The organism is Haloarcula limicola (assembly GCF_010119205.1).
Lineage (GTDB): Archaea > Halobacteriota > Halobacteria > Halobacteriales > Haloarculaceae > Haloarcula > Haloarcula limicola.
Genome location: NZ_WRXM01000001.1, coordinates 1,343,577 through 1,360,125, shown reverse-complemented (window position 1 = coordinate 1,360,125; position 16,549 = coordinate 1,343,577). Strand labels below are relative to the sequence as shown.

General features: G+C 68.3%; 14 protein-coding genes. 5 read left to right on the top strand and 9 right to left on the bottom strand.

Translation table 11 applies throughout. From position 1 onward, the window contains the following. The first annotated feature begins 157 nt into the window (after window positions 1-157). Window positions 158-985 (top strand): TrmB family transcriptional regulator, encoded by an 828-nt coding sequence (locus tag GO488_RS06945; protein ID WP_162317047.1) that lies wholly within the window; start codon window positions 158-160, stop codon window positions 983-985. Window positions 986-1,014: 29 nt separating this feature from the next. Here GO488_RS06945 and GO488_RS06940 read toward each other — a convergent pair whose 3' ends face one another. The 5 genes from GO488_RS06940 to GO488_RS06920 all read right to left on the bottom strand — a co-directional run bounded on the left by GO488_RS06940 (window position 1,015) and on the right by GO488_RS06920 (window position 8,666). Beyond that, window positions 1,015-2,133 (bottom strand): glucosamine inositolphosphorylceramide transferase family protein, encoded by a 1,119-nt coding sequence (locus GO488_RS06940; protein ID WP_206674384.1) that lies wholly within the window; start codon window positions 2,131-2,133, stop codon window positions 1,015-1,017. Between the two features lie 58 nt (window positions 2,134-2,191). After that, window positions 2,192-3,529 carry a hypothetical protein gene (locus GO488_RS06935; RefSeq protein ID WP_162317046.1) on the bottom strand — a complete coding sequence of 446 codons (1,338 nt, stop codon included), beginning with the start codon at window positions 3,527-3,529 and terminating at the stop codon, window positions 2,192-2,194. Then, on the bottom strand, window positions 3,526-5,331 hold the full coding sequence (locus GO488_RS06930) for a LamG domain-containing protein (protein ID WP_206674383.1): 1,806 nt from the start codon (window positions 5,329-5,331) through the stop codon (window positions 3,526-3,528). Before GO488_RS06930 ends, GO488_RS06935 begins: the two co-directional genes overlap by 4 nt. A 365-nt stretch (window positions 5,332-5,696) precedes the next feature. Then, window positions 5,697-7,496: a glutamine--fructose-6-phosphate transaminase (isomerizing) gene (glmS, locus tag GO488_RS06925; protein ID WP_162317045.1), complete on the bottom strand. Its 1,800-nt coding sequence runs from the start codon at window positions 7,494-7,496 to the stop codon at window positions 5,697-5,699. A gap of 3 nt (window positions 7,497-7,499) precedes the next feature. Beyond that, entirely contained in the window at window positions 7,500-8,666 is a 1,167-nt protein-coding gene (locus GO488_RS06920; RefSeq protein WP_162317044.1) for a sugar phosphate nucleotidyltransferase, read from the bottom strand. Between the two features lie 126 nt (window positions 8,667-8,792). Here GO488_RS06920 and GO488_RS06915 point away from each other — a divergent pair, with 126 nt between their 5' ends. After that, a complete protein-coding gene (locus GO488_RS06915) occupies window positions 8,793-10,211 on the top strand; it encodes a PQQ-dependent sugar dehydrogenase (protein ID WP_162317043.1) in 1,419 nt (472 codons plus the stop codon). 5 nt (window positions 10,212-10,216) lie between these two features. Here GO488_RS06915 and GO488_RS06910 read toward each other — a convergent pair whose 3' ends face one another. Beyond that, the gene (locus tag GO488_RS06910; RefSeq protein ID WP_162317042.1) at window positions 10,217-11,152 is read right to left on the bottom strand and encodes an NAD-dependent epimerase/dehydratase family protein; all 936 of its coding nucleotides are present in this window, start codon (window positions 11,150-11,152) and stop codon (window positions 10,217-10,219) included. Then, entirely contained in the window at window positions 11,149-12,171 is a 1,023-nt protein-coding gene (locus GO488_RS06905; RefSeq protein ID WP_162317041.1) for a Gfo/Idh/MocA family protein, read from the bottom strand. Before GO488_RS06905 ends, GO488_RS06910 begins: the two co-directional genes overlap by 4 nt. Window positions 12,172-12,286: 115 nt before the next feature. Here GO488_RS06905 and GO488_RS06900 point away from each other — a divergent pair, with 115 nt between their 5' ends. Beyond that, window positions 12,287-13,345 (top strand): GNAT family N-acetyltransferase, encoded by a 1,059-nt coding sequence (locus tag GO488_RS06900; protein ID WP_162317040.1) that lies wholly within the window; start codon window positions 12,287-12,289, stop codon window positions 13,343-13,345. On the opposite strand, the gene GO488_RS06895 is transcribed toward GO488_RS06900, so the two are convergent. Next, window positions 13,342-13,764 (bottom strand): NUDIX hydrolase, encoded by a 423-nt coding sequence (locus tag GO488_RS06895; RefSeq protein WP_162317039.1) that lies wholly within the window; start codon window positions 13,762-13,764, stop codon window positions 13,342-13,344. The genes GO488_RS06900 and GO488_RS06895 overlap by 4 nt on opposite strands. An 88-nt stretch (window positions 13,765-13,852) precedes the next feature. Here GO488_RS06895 and GO488_RS06890 point away from each other — a divergent pair, with 88 nt between their 5' ends. Together GO488_RS06890 and GO488_RS06885 are read left to right on the top strand one after the other, a co-directional pair. Then, window positions 13,853-14,293, top strand: coding sequence for a hypothetical protein (locus GO488_RS06890; protein WP_162317038.1), 441 nt, complete (start codon window positions 13,853-13,855; stop codon window positions 14,291-14,293). A 392-nt stretch (window positions 14,294-14,685) separates the two neighbouring features. Next, a complete protein-coding gene (locus tag GO488_RS06885; protein ID WP_162317037.1) occupies window positions 14,686-15,780 on the top strand; it encodes a glutamate-cysteine ligase family protein in 1,095 nt (364 codons plus the stop codon). A gap of 18 nt (window positions 15,781-15,798) precedes the next feature. Here GO488_RS06885 and GO488_RS06880 read toward each other — a convergent pair whose 3' ends face one another. Beyond that, entirely contained in the window at window positions 15,799-16,461 is a 663-nt protein-coding gene (locus GO488_RS06880) for a helix-turn-helix domain-containing protein (RefSeq protein ID WP_162317036.1), read from the bottom strand. Between the last annotated feature and the right edge of the window lie 88 nt (window positions 16,462-16,549).

Below are 16,549 nucleotides of genomic sequence, written 5' to 3'. Positions count from 1 at the left end.
TAAACGCAACCCTCCCCAGTTCGGGCCGCCGTGACGGTTATCGAAGTGGGAGGGGGACCTGTTCCAGTACAGGCCGAAAGGAGTGACAACGACTTTCAGTCCCGGTGAGAAACCGTTATCTAGCCTACCGGTCACGGTAGCGATGGTTGGGGCCCATATGGACGAAACCGTAAACCGAGAACACGCAGTCGAACTACTTCAGCAACTCGGCCTCAAAGAGTACGAGGCCAAGGCGTTCGTCGCGCTCTCGCGGCTTCCGCGAGGGACGGCCAAAGAAATCAGTGACGTCTCCGAGGTGCCCCGGACCCGCGTCTACGACGCCATACGGGTCTTAGAGGCGAAAGGACTCGTCGAGATTCAACACTCGAATCCGCAGGTGTTTCGCGCCGTCTCCATTGACGAGGCGGTCGAGACGCTCCGGAACGAGTACGACGACCGAGTCGAGACGCTCCGACAGGCTCTGGAGGGACTCGACCCAGCCGTTAGCGACGAAGAGTCGGAGGTCACACACGAGGTGTGGGCGCTGGCGGGCGAGGCGGGGATAACTAGCCGCACGGCGCAGCTGATAAGCGGGGCCGACAGCGAAGTCGTCATCGTCCTCGGCCACGAGGGCGTCTTCACCGACGACCTCGCGGACTGCCTCCAGCAGGCCCAGCGTCACGACGTCGACGTCATCGTCGGAACGGTCTCCGATGCGTTGCGCGACCGTGTCGAGAAGGCGCTCCCCGGGACGGAGGTGTTCGTCTCGGAACTGGCGTGGCTGACTCACTCCTCGCTGCCGGGCGACGACACGGAGATCGGCCGGTTGCTACTGGTCGACAGAGAGACGATCCTCGTGAGCTCGTTTTATCAGACCGACAGCGGCGAGCGAACACAGGAGAAGGCTGTCTTCGGCCAGGGGTTCGACAACGGCCTCGTGACCATCGTCCGTCGCATCCTGGCGACCGGCTTGCTCTCGTCCGCGGAGGCCGGTGACGACGACTGACCCGAGGCGCTCTCGGTCCGACGACGAGTTCACGCCCGGTAGATGCCGATCGCCCAGTGGTGTTCGCCGAACACCCGATACCCCGCTCCGAGGTTGCCGTCGACCGCGCAGTGCCACCCCTCGCCGTCGAACCACGGGTCGACCTGATGCATCGCACCGGAGTTCCAGCCGAGGCCGCCCGTCGGCTCGATGACCGGCGAGTCGTCTCGCTCGCGGTCTTCGAACGCCGTCGGCGTCAACTCGGCGATCTCGAACGCTCGAACTCGCTCGCCGTAGCGGGCCGCACAGTCCTGATAGAACGCGAGGACGTAGTCGTCGAAGACGAGCGGACGACCGCCGGGCCTAGCCGCGTTCGGTCGGTCGCGGACCACGGGATTGGCCTCGTGCGGCGTCCAGTCGGGCGCTTCGAGCTCGTCGCTGTAGTAGGCGTAGAGGTCTCGACCGTCGCCCAGCAGCGCCCACCAGCGGTCCCCCCAGCGAAAGGGGCTGAAGTCGTGCAGCGGCGTCTCCGGCTGGACGAGGTCGGCGACGGGCGTCCACTCGTGGGGGAACCGCTCGGCGCGGTAGAGGGTCACGCCGGCCGGTCCCCGTTCTTTGGCCCAGCGGTCCGGAATCATGTAGTGTTCGCCCGCCCAGCGGAAGACGTAGGGATACGAGAGGTGTTCGTCTGTCTCCAGGACGACGCGGTCGTAGGTCCAGTCGTAGCCGTCGGCGCTCTCGGCGTGGGCGATGGCGGCGCTCGGCTCTCGGTTCTGGGTGTACACCTCGAAGAAGAGATGCCACTCTCCGTCTTCGGTGACGAACAGGAACGGGTCGGCGACGCAGTCGGTGCGGCCGAAGTCGGTGACGTCGGCGGCGGTCACCACCGGGTCGATGTCGCCCGCCGGCAGGAATAGCGAGGGTTCCCGGTCGGCGGCGGCGTAGGGGTACGACGGGGCCGCCGGGCCGTCGTAGAGTCCGGAGATGTCAACGGCCTCGGGCACTCGCCGGCCGGTCGGCGTTCGCATGTGGAGGCGTTCGCCCGCGTGCCACGCCGTTCGCTCGACGAGCGTCGAGCGAGCGAGGGCCGTTCGGAGTCGGGTCTTGAGCGGGGCGATCCGGTACTGCGCGTGCGCGAGCAACCGGGTCTGCGGAGTGTCGCCGGCCATGATAACTGCCTTCGTTTCCGTCATCGGACTACTTAATCATATGCGAGAGTATTCGCGCTCAGAAACCGGTCCCGGCCGTCCCGAGCGCGCGAAGGCCGCCCGTGTTCCCCCGTTCGTGAGTGACGCTCACGTCGTCCGGCGCGCCCTGATAGAACGACGGCGCGGCGGGGTCGGCCGGGTGAGCGAGGTTGAGGACGTTCGACGTGATGTCCGCCTCTCGGCCTAACTCGATGTACGGCCCCAGTACCTTCCGGGCCGGGCCGCGACCGTTGTAGCTGTCGTAGCCCAGTTCGTAGACGTAGTCCGCGGTTCCGGTGACGTGTTTGACCGCGCCGACGACGCCGGTGCCGTGGCCGCGCAGACGGACGATAGCCGGCGGGTCCGTCGGGTTGGTCGTCGGTTCCCAGTGGACGTGGCCGAACTCGACGACGCCGTCCCACGTCTGGTCGACGGCGACGCCGGCGGACCCGCCCATCGTGAGGTAATCGACGGTCTGCGTGCCGCCGCGGGAGAAGAACACGGTGGTGTTCCGCCCGCTGACCGTCGCGCTCGGGTACGCGGCGATCGTCCCGAACCAGTTGGCCGGGCCGTACCACGACCGGAACTCGAAGAGGCCGTCCTCCTCGCCGGCGTCGCACTCGTAGATGGTGAGCTGGTCGTGTCGGCACTGGAAGGGGCCGACGCCCTCCTCGACACGGTACACCGAGTTGTTCCACCCCCAGAACAGCAGGCGACCGACGTGGAGGTCCTGCGTGTCGCGGTTCGTGTGGTGGATGGCGACGCCGGTGGGGCCGGTGCCGGCCGGGCCGTTCAGCGCGAACCCGTCGAGGGCGACCCGGTCGGCACCCTCGTCGCGGTCGAAGCGGATACCGTCGGCGCTCCGGTCCGTGATGGATACCTTCGATATCTCGACGCCGAGCCCGAGGATCCGGGTCTCTTCGTAGGGTCGGATCGGTCCCGTCTCCTCGACGATGCCCGTCGGGAGGCGGACCGAGCCGCCGCCGTTGGCCGCGAGGACGTCGAGCGCGTCCTGAATCGGGGTGTCCGTCCCCGCGGGGTCGATCGTTCGCGGCGACGAGAGGTTCCGGGCGAGGGCGACGACGTAGCCGTCGAGAAGCAGCGACGTGAGGTCCGTCCCGTCTGCGGGCTCGCTCCCGCCGGAGTCGCCCGAGCCGATCGTGCCGAGGCGGTTCCACGACCCGCCCTCGCCGATGTAGACGTCGCCGGTGTCCGTCGCCAGGAACTTCGCGCCGGTCTTGGCGACGTAGTTCGACCGATTGGCGTCGGTATCGCGGATCTCGACGTCGGTGTCGATGCGTTCGAAGTTGCGGTTCAGCGGTTCGTCCCAGTCCAGCGTCCCGGCCGCTGGCGTCTCGTATCGGTGGTTGTCTGTCATAGTTGGTCCGCGTCGACGACGCCGCCGTATCCGTGGCCGCCGTAGCCGGATTCGCCGAACTCGTCGTTCGCGATCGTCTCGGTCGGAGCTTCAGTCGGTGTCGCGGTCTCAGTGGCCGTCGCCGTCGGCTCGGGGGTCGGCGTTAGTGTCGGTTCAGGAGTCGGTTCGGAAGTCGGCGTCGGCGGCGTACTTCCCCCCTCGTACAGCGCGCCGGCATCGCTCGCTGTCAATGCGGTGTCGTAGACGCGAATGTCGTCGACGCGCCCGACCAGACCGTAATACGAGGTGTAGCCGTTGTCGCCGCGGCCGACGTACAGCGAGCGGTCGCTGTGGACGACGCGGCCCGACTGCGACGTGTCGCGGCCGACCTCCTCGCCGTCGAGGTACGCGACGAGCGCGCTCCCGTCCCAGGTCAGCAAGAGATGGTGCCACTTCCCGTCGTGGGTGGCGATGCCCCACGGGTTGACTGAGGCTCGCCCGCTCTCGACGGCGACGTGCCCGCGGACGCTGTCGGAAGTTTGGATATCGACGGCGTAACCCGTCTCGCCGAAGCGGGCGTCGGCTTTCTGGATCAGCGTCTGACTGTTGTCACCGCTCTCCGTGCGGTACCACCCGCCGAAGGACAGTTCGGCCGCGGGCCGGAGAACGCCGGCATCGGCCACTTCGACGTAGTCCGCGTCGCCGGCCCCGAACGCGATTCCCGACGTGTCGAACACGCCCGCGGCGTCGAGCGTCGGGGACCCGCGAAGGGACCCGTCGGCCGACCCGACGCCGTCGGCCGCCACGGTGCCCTCGGTCTCTTCGAACCGCCAGCGAGCGACCGGGGCCGGTCCGTCGCTCTCGGTCGGCGTGGGGGCCGCTGTCGGAGTTGGCGCAGCGGTCGGTGTCGGCGTGGGCGTTGGGTTCGCTGTCGGCGTCGAAGTTGCCGTTGGCGTTGGCGTCGCTGTCGGCGTCACCGTCTCGCCCTCGTAGATGTCGGCCACGTCGCTCGCGGGCAGCGCGCGCTCGTAGACGCGAACGTCGTCGATGGCACCGTCCATCCCGTAGTAAGAGGTATAGCCGTTGTCGCCGCGGCCGACGAATAGCGAGCGGTCGCTGTGGACGACGCGTCCCGACTGCGAGGCGTCGCGATCGATCTCCTCGCCGTCGAGATAGAGGACGAGCGCCGAGCCGTCCCACGTCAGAAAGAGGTGGTGCCACTCCCCGTCGTGGGTCGCGACGCCCCACAGGTTGACTGAGGCTCGCCCGCTCTCGACGGCGACGTGTCCGCGGACGCTGTTCGGCGTCTGGACGTCGACGGCGTACCCCGTCTCGCCGAAGCGGGCATCGGCCTTCTGGACCAGCGTCTGACCGTTGTCGTCGCTCTCCGTGCGGTACCACCCGCCGAAGGACAGTTCGGCGGCGGGCCGGAGGACGCCGGCGTCGGCGACCTCGACGTAGTTGCCCGCCCCCGGCCGGAAGCCGTAGGCAGTCGACTCGTGAACGCCGGGAACGCCCTGCCGGGGCGCGCCGCGGATGGCTCCGTCGTTGCTGCCGACCGCGTCGGTCGCGGTCGCGCCGGTCCCGTCCAACGCCCAGTGAGCGACGAGACCGTCGTCGGGCGCGGACAGCGACAGTCGCCCCGCCGCGAGCATCGCCGGAGTGACGCCGCCGTAGCCGACTCGCCGCTCGCCGCTCGGGTCATCCCCCAGACAGCCGGCGACGGCCGCTGTCCCGAGCGCGGTGCCCGTCAACTTGAGGAGCGCCCGTCTGGAGAGACCGGGACTGGCTGGCCGGTCGGTCGGCGGTGGATCTGGTGCCATCTGCCAACCAATTCTATACCAGCAATAATATCCTTTTCGACGGATTATCAACGTAGATACCCTGAGAGGCCGGATCCCCGTTCGTGCCGGAGAACGGAGACGTCTCTACGCCTGTCGCGTTCCCGACGGTTCTACGCCGATTCGACTGACGGCGGATATCGGCGACATCGGCGCGACGAATCCCCCAAAATATCTATCCTGAGACTCAGAACGGGTTCGACAGTACTATCGCCACCGCTGACGTGACAGTCGGAGTATCGAAGGTTCTGACCGCGCTCGTCGAGAAGCCGACGGGTCGGTCGACGCTATCGCCCCGTTCCCCGGAAAATTAGCTGGACCCAGCGCGCGCGAGCGCGGACAGACACTCACTCGACGGTGACGCTCTTCGCGAGGTTGCGCGGCCGGTCGATGGGGCGGGCCTTCCCGTCGGCGACGTGGTAGGCGAACAACTGGAGGTAGACGTTGGCGACCAGCGGTTCGAGGACGCCCAGATCGGGGACGTCGAAGCCCACCTCGTAGTCGCCCTCCCGGCCCGTCTCGGAGGTGACGGCGACCACCGGCGCGCCGCGGGACTGGACCTCCTTGACGTTGTTGTGGGTCTCCTCCGGCCGAGCACCGTCTGTGAGTATCGCCAGCACCGGCGTCCGCTCCGTGATCAGCGCCAGCGGCCCGTGCTTGAGTTCGCCCGCCGGGAACCCCTCCGCGTGGTCGTAGGAGATCTCCTTGAGTTTCAGCGCCCCTTCGAGCGCGACCGGCGTGGCGAACTGCCGACCGATGAAGAAGAAGGCCTCGCCGCCGGCGTAGGCGTCGGCCACTTCGCGGACCTCCCGGTCCCGGTCGAGGGCGGTCTGGACCGCGCCGGGCAGGGCCTGCAGGTTCGAGAGCAGTTCCCGGCCGTCCGCCGGGTCGAGTTCGCCGCGCGAATCCGCCACGTCGACGGCGAGCAGGGCGAGCGTGACGACCTGCGAGGCGAACGTCTTGGTCGCGGCGACGCCGATCTCGGGACCGGCCTGGATGTAGAGCGCGTCGTCGCACTCGCGGGCGACGGTGCTCCCGACGGTGTTCGTCACGCCGAGCGTTCGAATGCCGGTCCGCTTCGCCGTCCTGAGCGCCCGCAGGGTGTCGGCCGTCTCGCCGCTCTGACTGACGCCGACGACCAGCGTCCGCTCGGGGTCGCGGCCGCTCCCGACGGCGTACTCGCTGCCGAACTCGACGGTGACGCGGACGTCCGCGAGCGACTCCAGCAGCTGCTTCCCGTAGAGGCAGGCGTGGTAGGACGTACCACAGGCGACCAGTTGAATCTCGTCGAGCGAGTCCAGAAACGCCGTCGACAGCGAGCGGTCCAACTCGACGCGCTCCTCGACGGCGTCGATGCGGCCGGCGACGGCCTGTCGGAGCGCCTGCGGTTGCTCGTGGATCTCCTTGAGCATGTAGTGGTCGTAGCCGCCCTTCTCGGCGGCGTCGGCGTTCCACTCGATTCGGTGGACGGCCCGCTCAACGCTCGCGCCGTCGTGCCGGACCGCGACGCCGTCGCGGGTGACGTGTGCCACGTCGCCGTCTTCGAGGTAGGACACCTCGCGCGTGTGTTCCAAGAGCGGCGTCACGTCGCTGGCGACGAAGTTGCCGTCGCTTCCGTGACCGACGACCAGCGGGCTGTTCCGGCGGGCAACGACGATGCCGTCGTGTCCGGCCGCGACGACACCCAGCGCGTAACTCCCCTCGATTCGCTCGACGGCGGCGCTGACCGCCGCGACGAGGTCGTCGGTGAACTCGAGTTCGACTTCGACGAGGTGGGCGACGACCTCCGTGTCCGTCTCGCTCCGGAACTCGTGGTCGGGCAGTTCGGCCCGCAGGTCGTCGTAGTTGCCGACGATGCCGTTGTGGACGACGGCGACTCGCCCCGTGCAGTCGGTGTGGGGGTGGGCGTTCGCGTCTGTCGGCTTCCCGTGCGTACTCCAGCGGGTGTGGCCGATACCACACGTCTGGGGCGAGTCGGCGGGGAGGTCGAGGTCGCCCACGAGGCCGACCTGCTTGTACACCGACAGCGCGTCGTCGACCAGCGCAATACCCGCCGAGTCGTAGCCGCGGTACTCCAGTTTCTGCAACCCGGTCACGAGCCGTGACTGGGCGGCCGATTCGCCGACGTAGCCGATGATTCCGCACATGGATTATCCCCTCCGTACCGTCTCGTTCGAGTCGATTCGCCCGCGCAGGACGGTCCCGCAGTCCGCTTCGACGTCGCGGCCGACGACGGTCCCGGGCGCGACCGTCACGCCGCCCCGGAGGACGGTTCGGTCCGCGAGCACCGCACCGAGTCCCACGTCGTCGTGGACCGCGTCGCCGACGACGACGCTGGCCGGCCCGCCCTCGGCGGTGGCGTTCGGGCCGACCGACACCGACTCGCCGACGATGCAGTCGCGCAGCACCGCCCCGTCGCCGATCCGCGCCCCGTCCAGCACGATGCAGTTCGAGAGCGTCGCGCTCGCGCCGACGCGGACGTTTCGGCCGAGCGCCGTCCCCGGCAGGAGCGTCGCGTTCGGGCCGACGGAGACACCCTCGTCGACGGCCACGCTCGCCGAGACCGCCGCGGTCGAGTGGACCCGCGCGTCCTCGGCGACCGCCTCGCTGTCGCGCTGCCGGAGCAGCGTCGCGTTCGTCGAGAGCAGGTCCCACGGGTAGGTCAGGTCCTGCCACGACCCGCGGTGGAGCACCGCCGAGAGCCGTCCCGCGTCGGCGAGCCGCTGGAGCGTCGTCGCCATCCCGAAGTCGGTGCCGTCCGCGGTCTCGACCCCTCGAACCACGTCGAAGACGCCCTCGTCGAGGACGTACGCGCCGGCGTTGACGAGGAACGGCGGATCGGCCGTCGGCGTCTTCGAGACGGCCACGACGGTTTCGCCGTCCACGTCGACCGCGCCGTACTCGGTCGGCCGGTCCGACTGCACGGCGGCGATGGTCGGCGTCTCGGTCGCCTCCCACCGCTCCAGGAGTCGCTCAAGCAGCGCGGCCTCGACCAACTGGTCGCCGTGGAGGACGAAGAACGGCCCCTCGACGACGGACTCGGTCCGTGCCAGCGCGTGGGCCGCGCCGAGTTGGTGGTCCTGCACGACGTAGCGTATCGGGACGCCCCAGTCGTCGCCGTCGCCGAAGTGACTCTGGATGCGCTCTCGGCAGTGGCCGACGACGAGAACCACCTCTTCGACGCTCGCCTTGACCGCGGCCTCCAGCACGGCTTCGAGGATCGGTCGGTTGCCGACGGGCACCATCGGTTTGGGTCGGCCCTCCGTCAGCGGTCCCAATCGCTGTCCCTCCCCCGCGGCCAAGATCACTGCTTGCATCGGTCTACCACCCGGATAATCATCACTTCGTAACTGGTTTTAAACAGTATATATCTTTGCTATCGACGGATATTCGAATACTACCTATCGAAGAACAGTTAAATACTAACGGAGCTTTTTACGGTCATGAACCCACGAAACGAGCGGTGGACGACCGCGCCGGGACCGTCGAGGCGGGACTTCTTGCGGACGCTCGGCGTCGTCGGTGCCACCGGCGCGCTCGCCGGCTGTTCGTTCGGCAGCCGCGACGACGCGGCGGGCGACGGGGGAGACGGCGGGAACGGTGGCGGAGGGGACGGGGGCGACGGCGCGACGGACACGCCGGCGTCCTCGGGCAACTTCTTCGAACCCGGCCCGACCGTCTCGCTCGAACCGGTGGCGACGGGCCTCGTCTCGCCGACGGCGCTCGTCACCGCCACCGACGGCACCAACCGGCGGTTCGTCGTCGATCAGATCGGGAAGGTGTACGTCCACGACGCCGACGGCCTCCGCTCCGAGCCGTTTCTGGACCTCACCGACCGGTTGGTCGCCGTCGGCGAGAACTTACCGAACTGGGTCGCCTACGACGAACGCGGGCTGCTGGGACTGGCCTTCCATCCCGACTTCGCCGAGAACGGCCTGTTCTACGTCCGCTACAGCGCGCCGACCGACGACGACGAACTGGACCACCGCGAGCGCCTCTCGGAGTTCCGCGCCGCCGACGACGGGTCGCGCGGCGACCCCGACAGCGAGCGAATCCTGCTCGACCTGCCGTGGGCGCGCCCGCTGCATCAGGCCGGCACCATCGAGTTCGGTCCCGACGGCTACCTCTATGCGGCGCTCGGCGACGGCCTGAACCCGTACAACGGCCAGGACCTCACCGACAACCTCAAGGGGAGCGTCCTCCGCATCGACGTGGACGGCCGCACCGGCGACCTGCCGTACGGCATCCCCGAGGACAACCCGCTCGTCGGGAAGGAGGGCCGCGACGAGCACTACGCGTGGGGGCTTCGCAACCCGTGGAAGATGGGCTTCAGCGGCGACGATCTCCTCGTCGGCGACGTCGGGCAGGCGACGTGGGAGGAGGTCAACGTCGTCGAGAGGGGCGGCAACTACGGCTGGCCGCTCAAGGAGGGGTATCACTGTCACGACCCGCAGGTCGGGACGAGCGAGGACGGCGAGTGCGTCGTCCAATCCGACCGCGGCGAGTCCCTGATCGACCCGGTTCTGGAGTTCCCCCACTTCGACGACGAGGGCTATCCGGTCGGCTTCGCGGTCATCGGTGGTCACGTCCACACCGGACCGGTCGAGGCGCTGCGCGACTCGTACGTCTTCGGCGTGTTCACGAGTTCGTTCACCGAGGCCGCCGGTCGCCTCCTCGTCGCCGTACCGCAGGAATCCGGTCGGTGGCCGATTCGGGAGGCGCAGGTCGAGGGCGGCCTCGACATCCAGATACTCGCGTTCGGGACCGACGGGACCGACAGCTACGTCCTCGGGACGCGAACCGCGCTGGCTGACGACCCGCTCTCGACCGAAGCGGGCGTCGTCTACCGACTGCGCGCCTGAACGGATTAGAGGACGCCGACGGTCCGATACCAGTCGACGGTCTCGGTGAGCGCCGCCTGCCACGAGCGCTGGCGCACCGGTGCCCGCCGTGCGAGGTCTTCTCGAACCGTGCCGTAGTCCCCGCGCTCCAGAAAGCCCGCACCGGGGACCGGCGAGACGCCGACGCGGTGGAGCAGGTCCATCGTCGGCTTGACGGCCCAGCGAGCCACGCCGTAGGGGACGTTCACGACGCGGCAGTTCCCGGGCGCGTGCCGGGCGATGGTCCCGAGCACGTCCCGATTCGTGAGGTTCGGTCCGGTTATCAGGTACCTCTCCGTCTCGCCCGCGTCGAGCGCGTACTCGATGCTGCCGACCACGTCGTCGACGTGGACGACGTTGTACTCGTCGTACGTGTACAGCGGCGGGACGAGCACGCGGTTCGCGGCGATCGGGCGGACGTGTTCGTAGCGGGTCAGGCGGTAGTCCCGCGGGCCGAAGATATACGTGGGGTACAGCGCCGCGACGTCGAAGGGGTGGTCGCGCTCGAACAGCGACTTCTCGACGGCGACCTTCGAGGACTGGTACGGAGAGTCCGGGTCCGCGGGCACCTCCGGGTGAGCACCGATGGTGCTGAGGAAGACGACCTGCTCGACGCCGGTCTCGGTCGCCGCGTCGAGCAATCGTTCCGTGCCCGCGACGTTGGTGCCCCGCATCGCCGACTGGTCGTACACCGCCGCCGCGAGGTGGACCACGCTGTCGGCGTCGGTTTCGGCCATCGCCGCGGTCAGCGACTGCGAATCCGAGAGGTCCGCCTCGACGGTCGCGACGCCGTCGGGGAGTCGCGCGGTCGAGGCGCTCGCGCGGACCATCGCCACCGGCTCTCGCTCGCTGCCGCCGCCCGCCATCGCGTGGAGGAGGTTCAGGCCGACGAACCCGGTCGCGCCCGTGACGAGGACGGTCATCGCCCGCCCTCCCGTTTGGCGTCTCGCTCGCTGCCGCTCCGCTCGTAGACGGCGTCGATCACCTCGGCGACGGCGACGCCGCGACTCGGCGGCGCGGCCGTCTCCCCGTCGCCCGCCGCCGCGTGGTCGGCGAAGTCGTGGATGCGAGCGGTGTGGGCGTCGTCGTCGCTCGCCGGGAATAGGTCGGCGACGCCGATATCGAAGATCGGTAGTGCGCCGTGTTCGAACTCGAAGGGGCGACCGTGGACCTCTCCCTGTAAGGTCTCGGCGTCGAGCTCCAGCCATCCCTCCGTGCCGACGACCAGCACTCGGGAGACGCCGTCGGTCTGGGTCCACGACGCAGAGAGCCGCACCAGGATACCGTCGAAGGAAAGAGAAGCGCGGGCGACGTCCTCGACCGGGCGCTCGCGGAGATGACGGACGCTCGCGTCGGTGACGGTCACGTCCTCACCGAACGCCGCCATCAGCACGTCGAGCGAGTGGGGAAACAGGTCGCGGGCGACGCCGCCGCCCGACAGCGCGGGATCGTAATACCACCCCTGCGTCGGCGGTGCGGAGTGGTGGGCGACGGTGACCTCGACGACGTCGCCGAGTAAGTGGTTCGAGAGCACGTCGAGCGCTCGCCCGTAGTTCCGGTAGTAGCGATGGAGGTAGCCGACCTGCGCGACGACGCCCGCCTCGGCCGCCGCGTCGGCCATCCGTCGCGCGCTCTCGGCGGTCAGGGCGAGCGGTTTCTCACAGAGGACGTGACAGCCCGATTCGACGGCGTCGAGAAAAATGCCCTCGTGTGTACTAGTCGGCGTGCAGATGCTCACCACGTCGATATCCTGAGCCGCGAGCATCGACGCGGCGTCTTCGTACCCCGGCAGAGAGAGGTCGGCTTCGACGGTCTCCCGTCGGGCGTCGTCGCGTTCGGCGAACGCCGTGACGCGAGTGCGTCGGTGACTGGTGAACGCCGGGACGTGATAGTCTGTGGCCATCCACCCGGCCCCCACCACCCCGACGGCCAGTTCGGTCATAGGTACGTCTCTACCGACGACGGCATAAAAGCTCTCATCGTCACCGTGTCCCACACTACGCCGCCGGGTTGTCGGAAACCACACAGTTACGAGGGCGCTGGGCGAACCTCGGTCGATGACCGACCTCACGACCTCGGTCCACCGATCGATAACCGGGGTCAAACAGGGGGAGTGGAACGCGATCGTCGCTCAGCAGTCCGAGACCGGTAGCGTCTTCGAGCGCTACGAGTGGCTCAAAGCCTACGAAGACGCGACGGACTCGCCCGCTCGGCACGTACAGGTCCGGAAAAACGGGACGCTCGTCGGCGTCCATCCGCTGTTCGTCCGGTCGCTTCCGGGCACGCCCTTTCGCTTTCTCGGCCCGGCCAGACCCGGCTCGAACGGCGCGATGATCGCGACCGACGAGGCCGCCGTCTTCGGTGCGATCGCCGACGCTGTGGAAGAGCTGACTGCGGGTCGAACCGTCGGTCACTTGCTCAAACCCGCGTCGTCGCGGTCGCTTCGCTACGCCACTCGTCTCCGCGAGCGGGGGTACTATCCGTCCGTTCGGGACTGCCAGTTCGTCCTCGACATCGACCGCCCGTGGGAGGCCGTCGCCGAGGACCTCTCGCAGAAGAAACGCCGGAACCTCCGAAAGGCGGACGAGGCCGGTGTCACCGCGACCGACGTGCCGGTCACGCCCGAGTCCATCGAGACGTTCGCCGACCGCCACGCCGAACACATGGCCCGAATCGACGGCGACGGCACGTCGCTTTCGTTCCTCAGAGCGCTGCTGGCGAACGTCGGCGACCGCCTCAAACTGTTCCGGGCGAGCGTCGACGGCGACCCGGCGGGCGAACTGCTGGCGGTCCTCGACGACGAACGGGACTGCCTGTTCCTCCTCTTTCCGGCCTACGACCCGACGAACTTCGAGCACTTCCCCTCGGAGGTACTCTACCGGGCCGCGATTCGGTGGGGCATCGACGCCGGCTACGAGACCTGTAACTTCGGCGAGACGACCCCCGCCTTCGACGACGGCACGTTCTCGTTCAAGACCGACTTCGGCGGGCAAGCGGTGCCGACTACGCGCTGGGAGCGGATCGACTCGCTTGTCGGTCGCGTTCTCTACCTGCTTGGCAGCGACCGCGCCGTCGCTCACCTGTCCCCCTCGGCGGCGGGTGGACAGGGCGACTAGTCGTCGCCGACCGCCGGCTTCGCGTTCGCGTCGAGCGCTCGCTCCAGAGCGGTCACTTGCGGGTCGCTCAACCGCTCTCTGGCCGCCGTTTCCGACACCCACGCCGAATCGGTGTGCTCCTCGCTCAGCGTCACTTCGGCGCTCGCCGCGGTGCAGTGGTAGTAGACGGCGAGGCGGCTGTCGTCGGTGTCGTTCTGCCACGAGACGACGTGAACCGGCCGGTGGACCGTCACCGAGAGCGCCGTCTCCTCGTCGATCTCCCGCCGGAGACAGTCGGTCACGTCTTCGCCGCGGTTCATCCGCCCGCCCGGCAGTTCCCACCCTCCGTCGCTCGCGCGACGGACCGTGAGAATCTGCTCGTCGGGCGTACAGACCACCCCGCGAACGCTCACCGTCGCTTCGAGGAACTGCTCGTTCATAGAATGCGATGGAGGGAGAGCGGTGTTAGTCTACCGGTCGCCACACAGTGGCCGACGTTGATAACCGTGGCACCGGAATCACCGATGAATGTACTCCCGCAACCACGCGATCCTCTCGGCGGTGACCGGCGCGGCGCTACTGGCCGTCACTTCGCCGCGGGTCCACCCCGTACTGGTCGTCGCAGTCGCCGTCGTCGTCGGCGTCGGCATCGACTTCGACCACTTCCTCGTCGCCTACCTGAACACCGGCTCGACCGAGAATATCCGCCGGCTCCTCCGAAACCCGCTCGCTGCCGTCACCGACCAGGACTCGCTGTTCGGCGAGACGGACCTCTCGCACGTCCAGCGTCTCTTCAGTCACGTCGTCATCGCCGGGGTCGCCGTCGGCGCGCTCTGGGTCCTTTCGGCACCGTATTGGGCGCTCGTCGTCGGGTTGACGCTATACGTCCACGTGCTCGCTGACCTCTATGCCGACGTCAAACACTACGGCCAAACGGCGGACGCGACGCAGCGACGGACCGAGTCGTAGGCCGACGCCGCTCGTGTCTCTCGGCCGCGACCGTCGGACAGCTCGATTCTATATCGCGATATACCATTTGCCAGCCGACGGCGGCGTCGCCGATCTCACTCGAGTCCGCGTGTCAGAACCGCCACGCTGCGGTCCGATCGTCGCCTCCCCGTCGAAGCGAGCCGGGCGAAGAACAGCCGTCGGACAGAATTGCCGCGAACGATGGGTAGCGCCGTCGACAACGCCTACGTGAACGACGCCGATATCGCCGTCGAGACAGCCGCTGTCTGCGTATTTCAGTTCGAGATCGAGGCAACATCTACCCCCTTATGACTGCTTGGCGAGCGCAAGCCGAGTACCCAGATGTTTCGCTCGTGACAACTCGAACGTGAGCGGGACGGCTCACATCAATCATGAAACTCGGCATCGAAATGGAGTTCTGGACCGTCGACGAACAGGGGAGACTGACCGACGGGCGAGCGCTGCCGAAGGCACACGACAGGATCGAGCCGGAGTTCATCGCGCCCCTCGTAGAGGTACGGACCTCTCCGCACGAGACGGAGGACTCCCTCCGCCGGGAACTGCAGTCGATCCTCCGGACCGCGCTCACGGCGGCCCGCAGCGAGGGGCTCCACCTCGTCCCGCTCGGGACGCCGCTGACCAGCGCAGCGCCGGACGCGACGGGTGACCGCGGGCGGCTGTTCGAGGACATCTACGGCGAACGGATTACGAGCGCGAAGAACTGCGCGGGCACGCACGTCCACTTCGAGAAGACCGAGCCGGTGCGACAGCTGAACCTCCTGACGGCGCTGGACCCGGCGCTGGCGCTCGTGAACTCCTCGCCGTACTACCTCGGGGAGCGCCGACAGCAGTCCTCCCGCGCTCACGCGTATCGACAGCAGGAGAGCGACGAGTTCGCCCGGTACTGCGGCCTCTGGTCGTACGCGGACTCGGTCTCCGAGTGGAACGACCGCGTCGATACCGCCTTCGAACTGTTCAAAGGGGTCGCGGCGAGCAACGGCGTCGAGGCCGCCGCCGTCGAGGAGCACTTCTGCCCGGAGGACACGATGCTGAATCCCGTTCGACTGCGCGAGGCGACCCCGACCGTCGAGTGGCGAGCGCCCGACACGGCACTGCCCAGCGAGACGGTGCGACTCGCCTTCGACATGGGCCGCGTCGTCGAGCAGACGGCGACGAAATCGGTGGGCGTCGGGGGAGGCGGCGTCGACTCGAACCGCGTCGAAATCCCGTCGTTCGGCGACCTCCGGGACCTCAGCGACGCCGCGATATCCGAGGGACTGGAATCGTCGGCCGTCCGCGAGTACCTCTCGGAGCTCGGGTTCGATCCGTCGGCCTACGACCCGCTCGCCGACCGGCTCGTCGGACCGGACGTCCTCTCTGCCGCCGAGGCCCGGCAGATGCGGCTGCTGGCCGCGCAGTTGCTCCGCGAGGACGTGGCGACGCTGGTCGACGACGACGACCCGGTGGCCGCGAGACCGGCAGTGTGACCCGTCGTCGGCCGGCTCTCAGTCGCCGTCGCCGGGCCGACCGATGAGGAGCGTGTCCTCGACCAGCGCGCCCGTCGCTCGCCGGAGTCGCTCGGAGAGGGCCTGGTGGGAGACCCCGACCGACTCGGCGAGTTCCTCGAGCGTCGTCTCGCGCGGGACCTCGAAGTAGCCCGCTCTCGCGGCGGCGACGAGCGCCTCGTGCTGCTCGACGGTCAGGCCGTATCGGCCCGCCGGCTCCCCCTCCATCTCGCGAATGAATTCGATTTCGAACGGGATGTCGTGGTCCGCGGCGAACTCGTGGGTCTCGGCGAACAGTTCTCGGGTCGGGTACATCACTCGCAACTGCCAGCTGTCGCCGCTGCCGAAGGCGGTCAGGATCGTCGCCTTCGAGTTGGTCAGCATCTGGATGACCAGCTGCACGTGGCTGACCCACTGCATCCAGTAGAGGCACTCCCCGTCGAAGTCCCCGATGAGGGTCACGTCGCTGACCGTCGGGTTCTCGTCGAGCGTCGCCTCGATCGCGTCGGCGTCGTCGCTTCTGACCCACAGGATCGGCATCACCTGCCCGTTCCCGCTGTCGGCGATCCGCTCGACTTCGAACTCCGCGTCTGGGTGGCGTTCGAGCGTGTGGCTGAGTGCGAACTCGGTCGCCGGAATCGACCCTCTGACGATCGTGACCATTCGCTACGTACTCTTCTCAGGTAGATAACGCTCTTCATTTTTCTAACAATTTCCGCACGGGACCGGAAGTGACCTGTCTCGGTTACCA

Excerpts from the sequence above, each read along its gene's own strand:
- GO488_RS06915 (WP_162317043.1), top strand. The coding sequence starts at position 8,793 with ATGAACCCACGAAACGAGCGGTGGACGACCGCGCCGGGACCGTCGAGG.
- GO488_RS06900 (WP_162317040.1), top strand. The coding sequence starts at position 12,287 with ATGACCGACCTCACGACCTCGGTCCACCGATCGATAACCGGGGTCAAA.
- glmS (WP_162317045.1), bottom strand. The coding sequence starts at position 7,496 with ATGTGCGGAATCATCGGCTACGTCGGCGAATCGGCCGCCCAGTCACGG.
- GO488_RS06895 (WP_162317039.1), bottom strand. The coding sequence starts at position 13,764 with ATGAACGAGCAGTTCCTCGAAGCGACGGTGAGCGTTCGCGGGGTGGTC.
- GO488_RS06905 (WP_162317041.1), bottom strand. The coding sequence starts at position 12,171 with ATGACCGAACTGGCCGTCGGGGTGGTGGGGGCCGGGTGGATGGCCACA.
- GO488_RS06910 (WP_162317042.1), bottom strand. The coding sequence starts at position 11,152 with ATGACCGTCCTCGTCACGGGCGCGACCGGGTTCGTCGGCCTGAACCTC.
- GO488_RS06885 (WP_162317037.1), top strand. The coding sequence starts at position 14,686 with ATGAAACTCGGCATCGAAATGGAGTTCTGGACCGTCGACGAACAGGGG.
- GO488_RS06935 (WP_162317046.1), bottom strand. The coding sequence starts at position 3,529 with ATGACAGACAACCACCGATACGAGACGCCAGCGGCCGGGACGCTGGAC.
- GO488_RS06945 (WP_162317047.1), top strand. The coding sequence starts at position 158 with ATGGACGAAACCGTAAACCGAGAACACGCAGTCGAACTACTTCAGCAA.
- GO488_RS06940 (WP_206674384.1), bottom strand. The coding sequence starts at position 2,133 with ATGGCCGGCGACACTCCGCAGACCCGGTTGCTCGCGCACGCGCAGTAC.
- GO488_RS06920 (WP_162317044.1), bottom strand. The coding sequence starts at position 8,666 with ATGCAAGCAGTGATCTTGGCCGCGGGGGAGGGACAGCGATTGGGACCG.
- GO488_RS06930 (WP_206674383.1), bottom strand. The coding sequence starts at position 5,331 with ATGGCACCAGATCCACCGCCGACCGACCGGCCAGCCAGTCCCGGTCTC.
- GO488_RS06880 (WP_162317036.1), bottom strand. The coding sequence starts at position 16,461 with ATGGTCACGATCGTCAGAGGGTCGATTCCGGCGACCGAGTTCGCACTC.
- GO488_RS06890 (WP_162317038.1), top strand. The coding sequence starts at position 13,853 with ATGTACTCCCGCAACCACGCGATCCTCTCGGCGGTGACCGGCGCGGCG.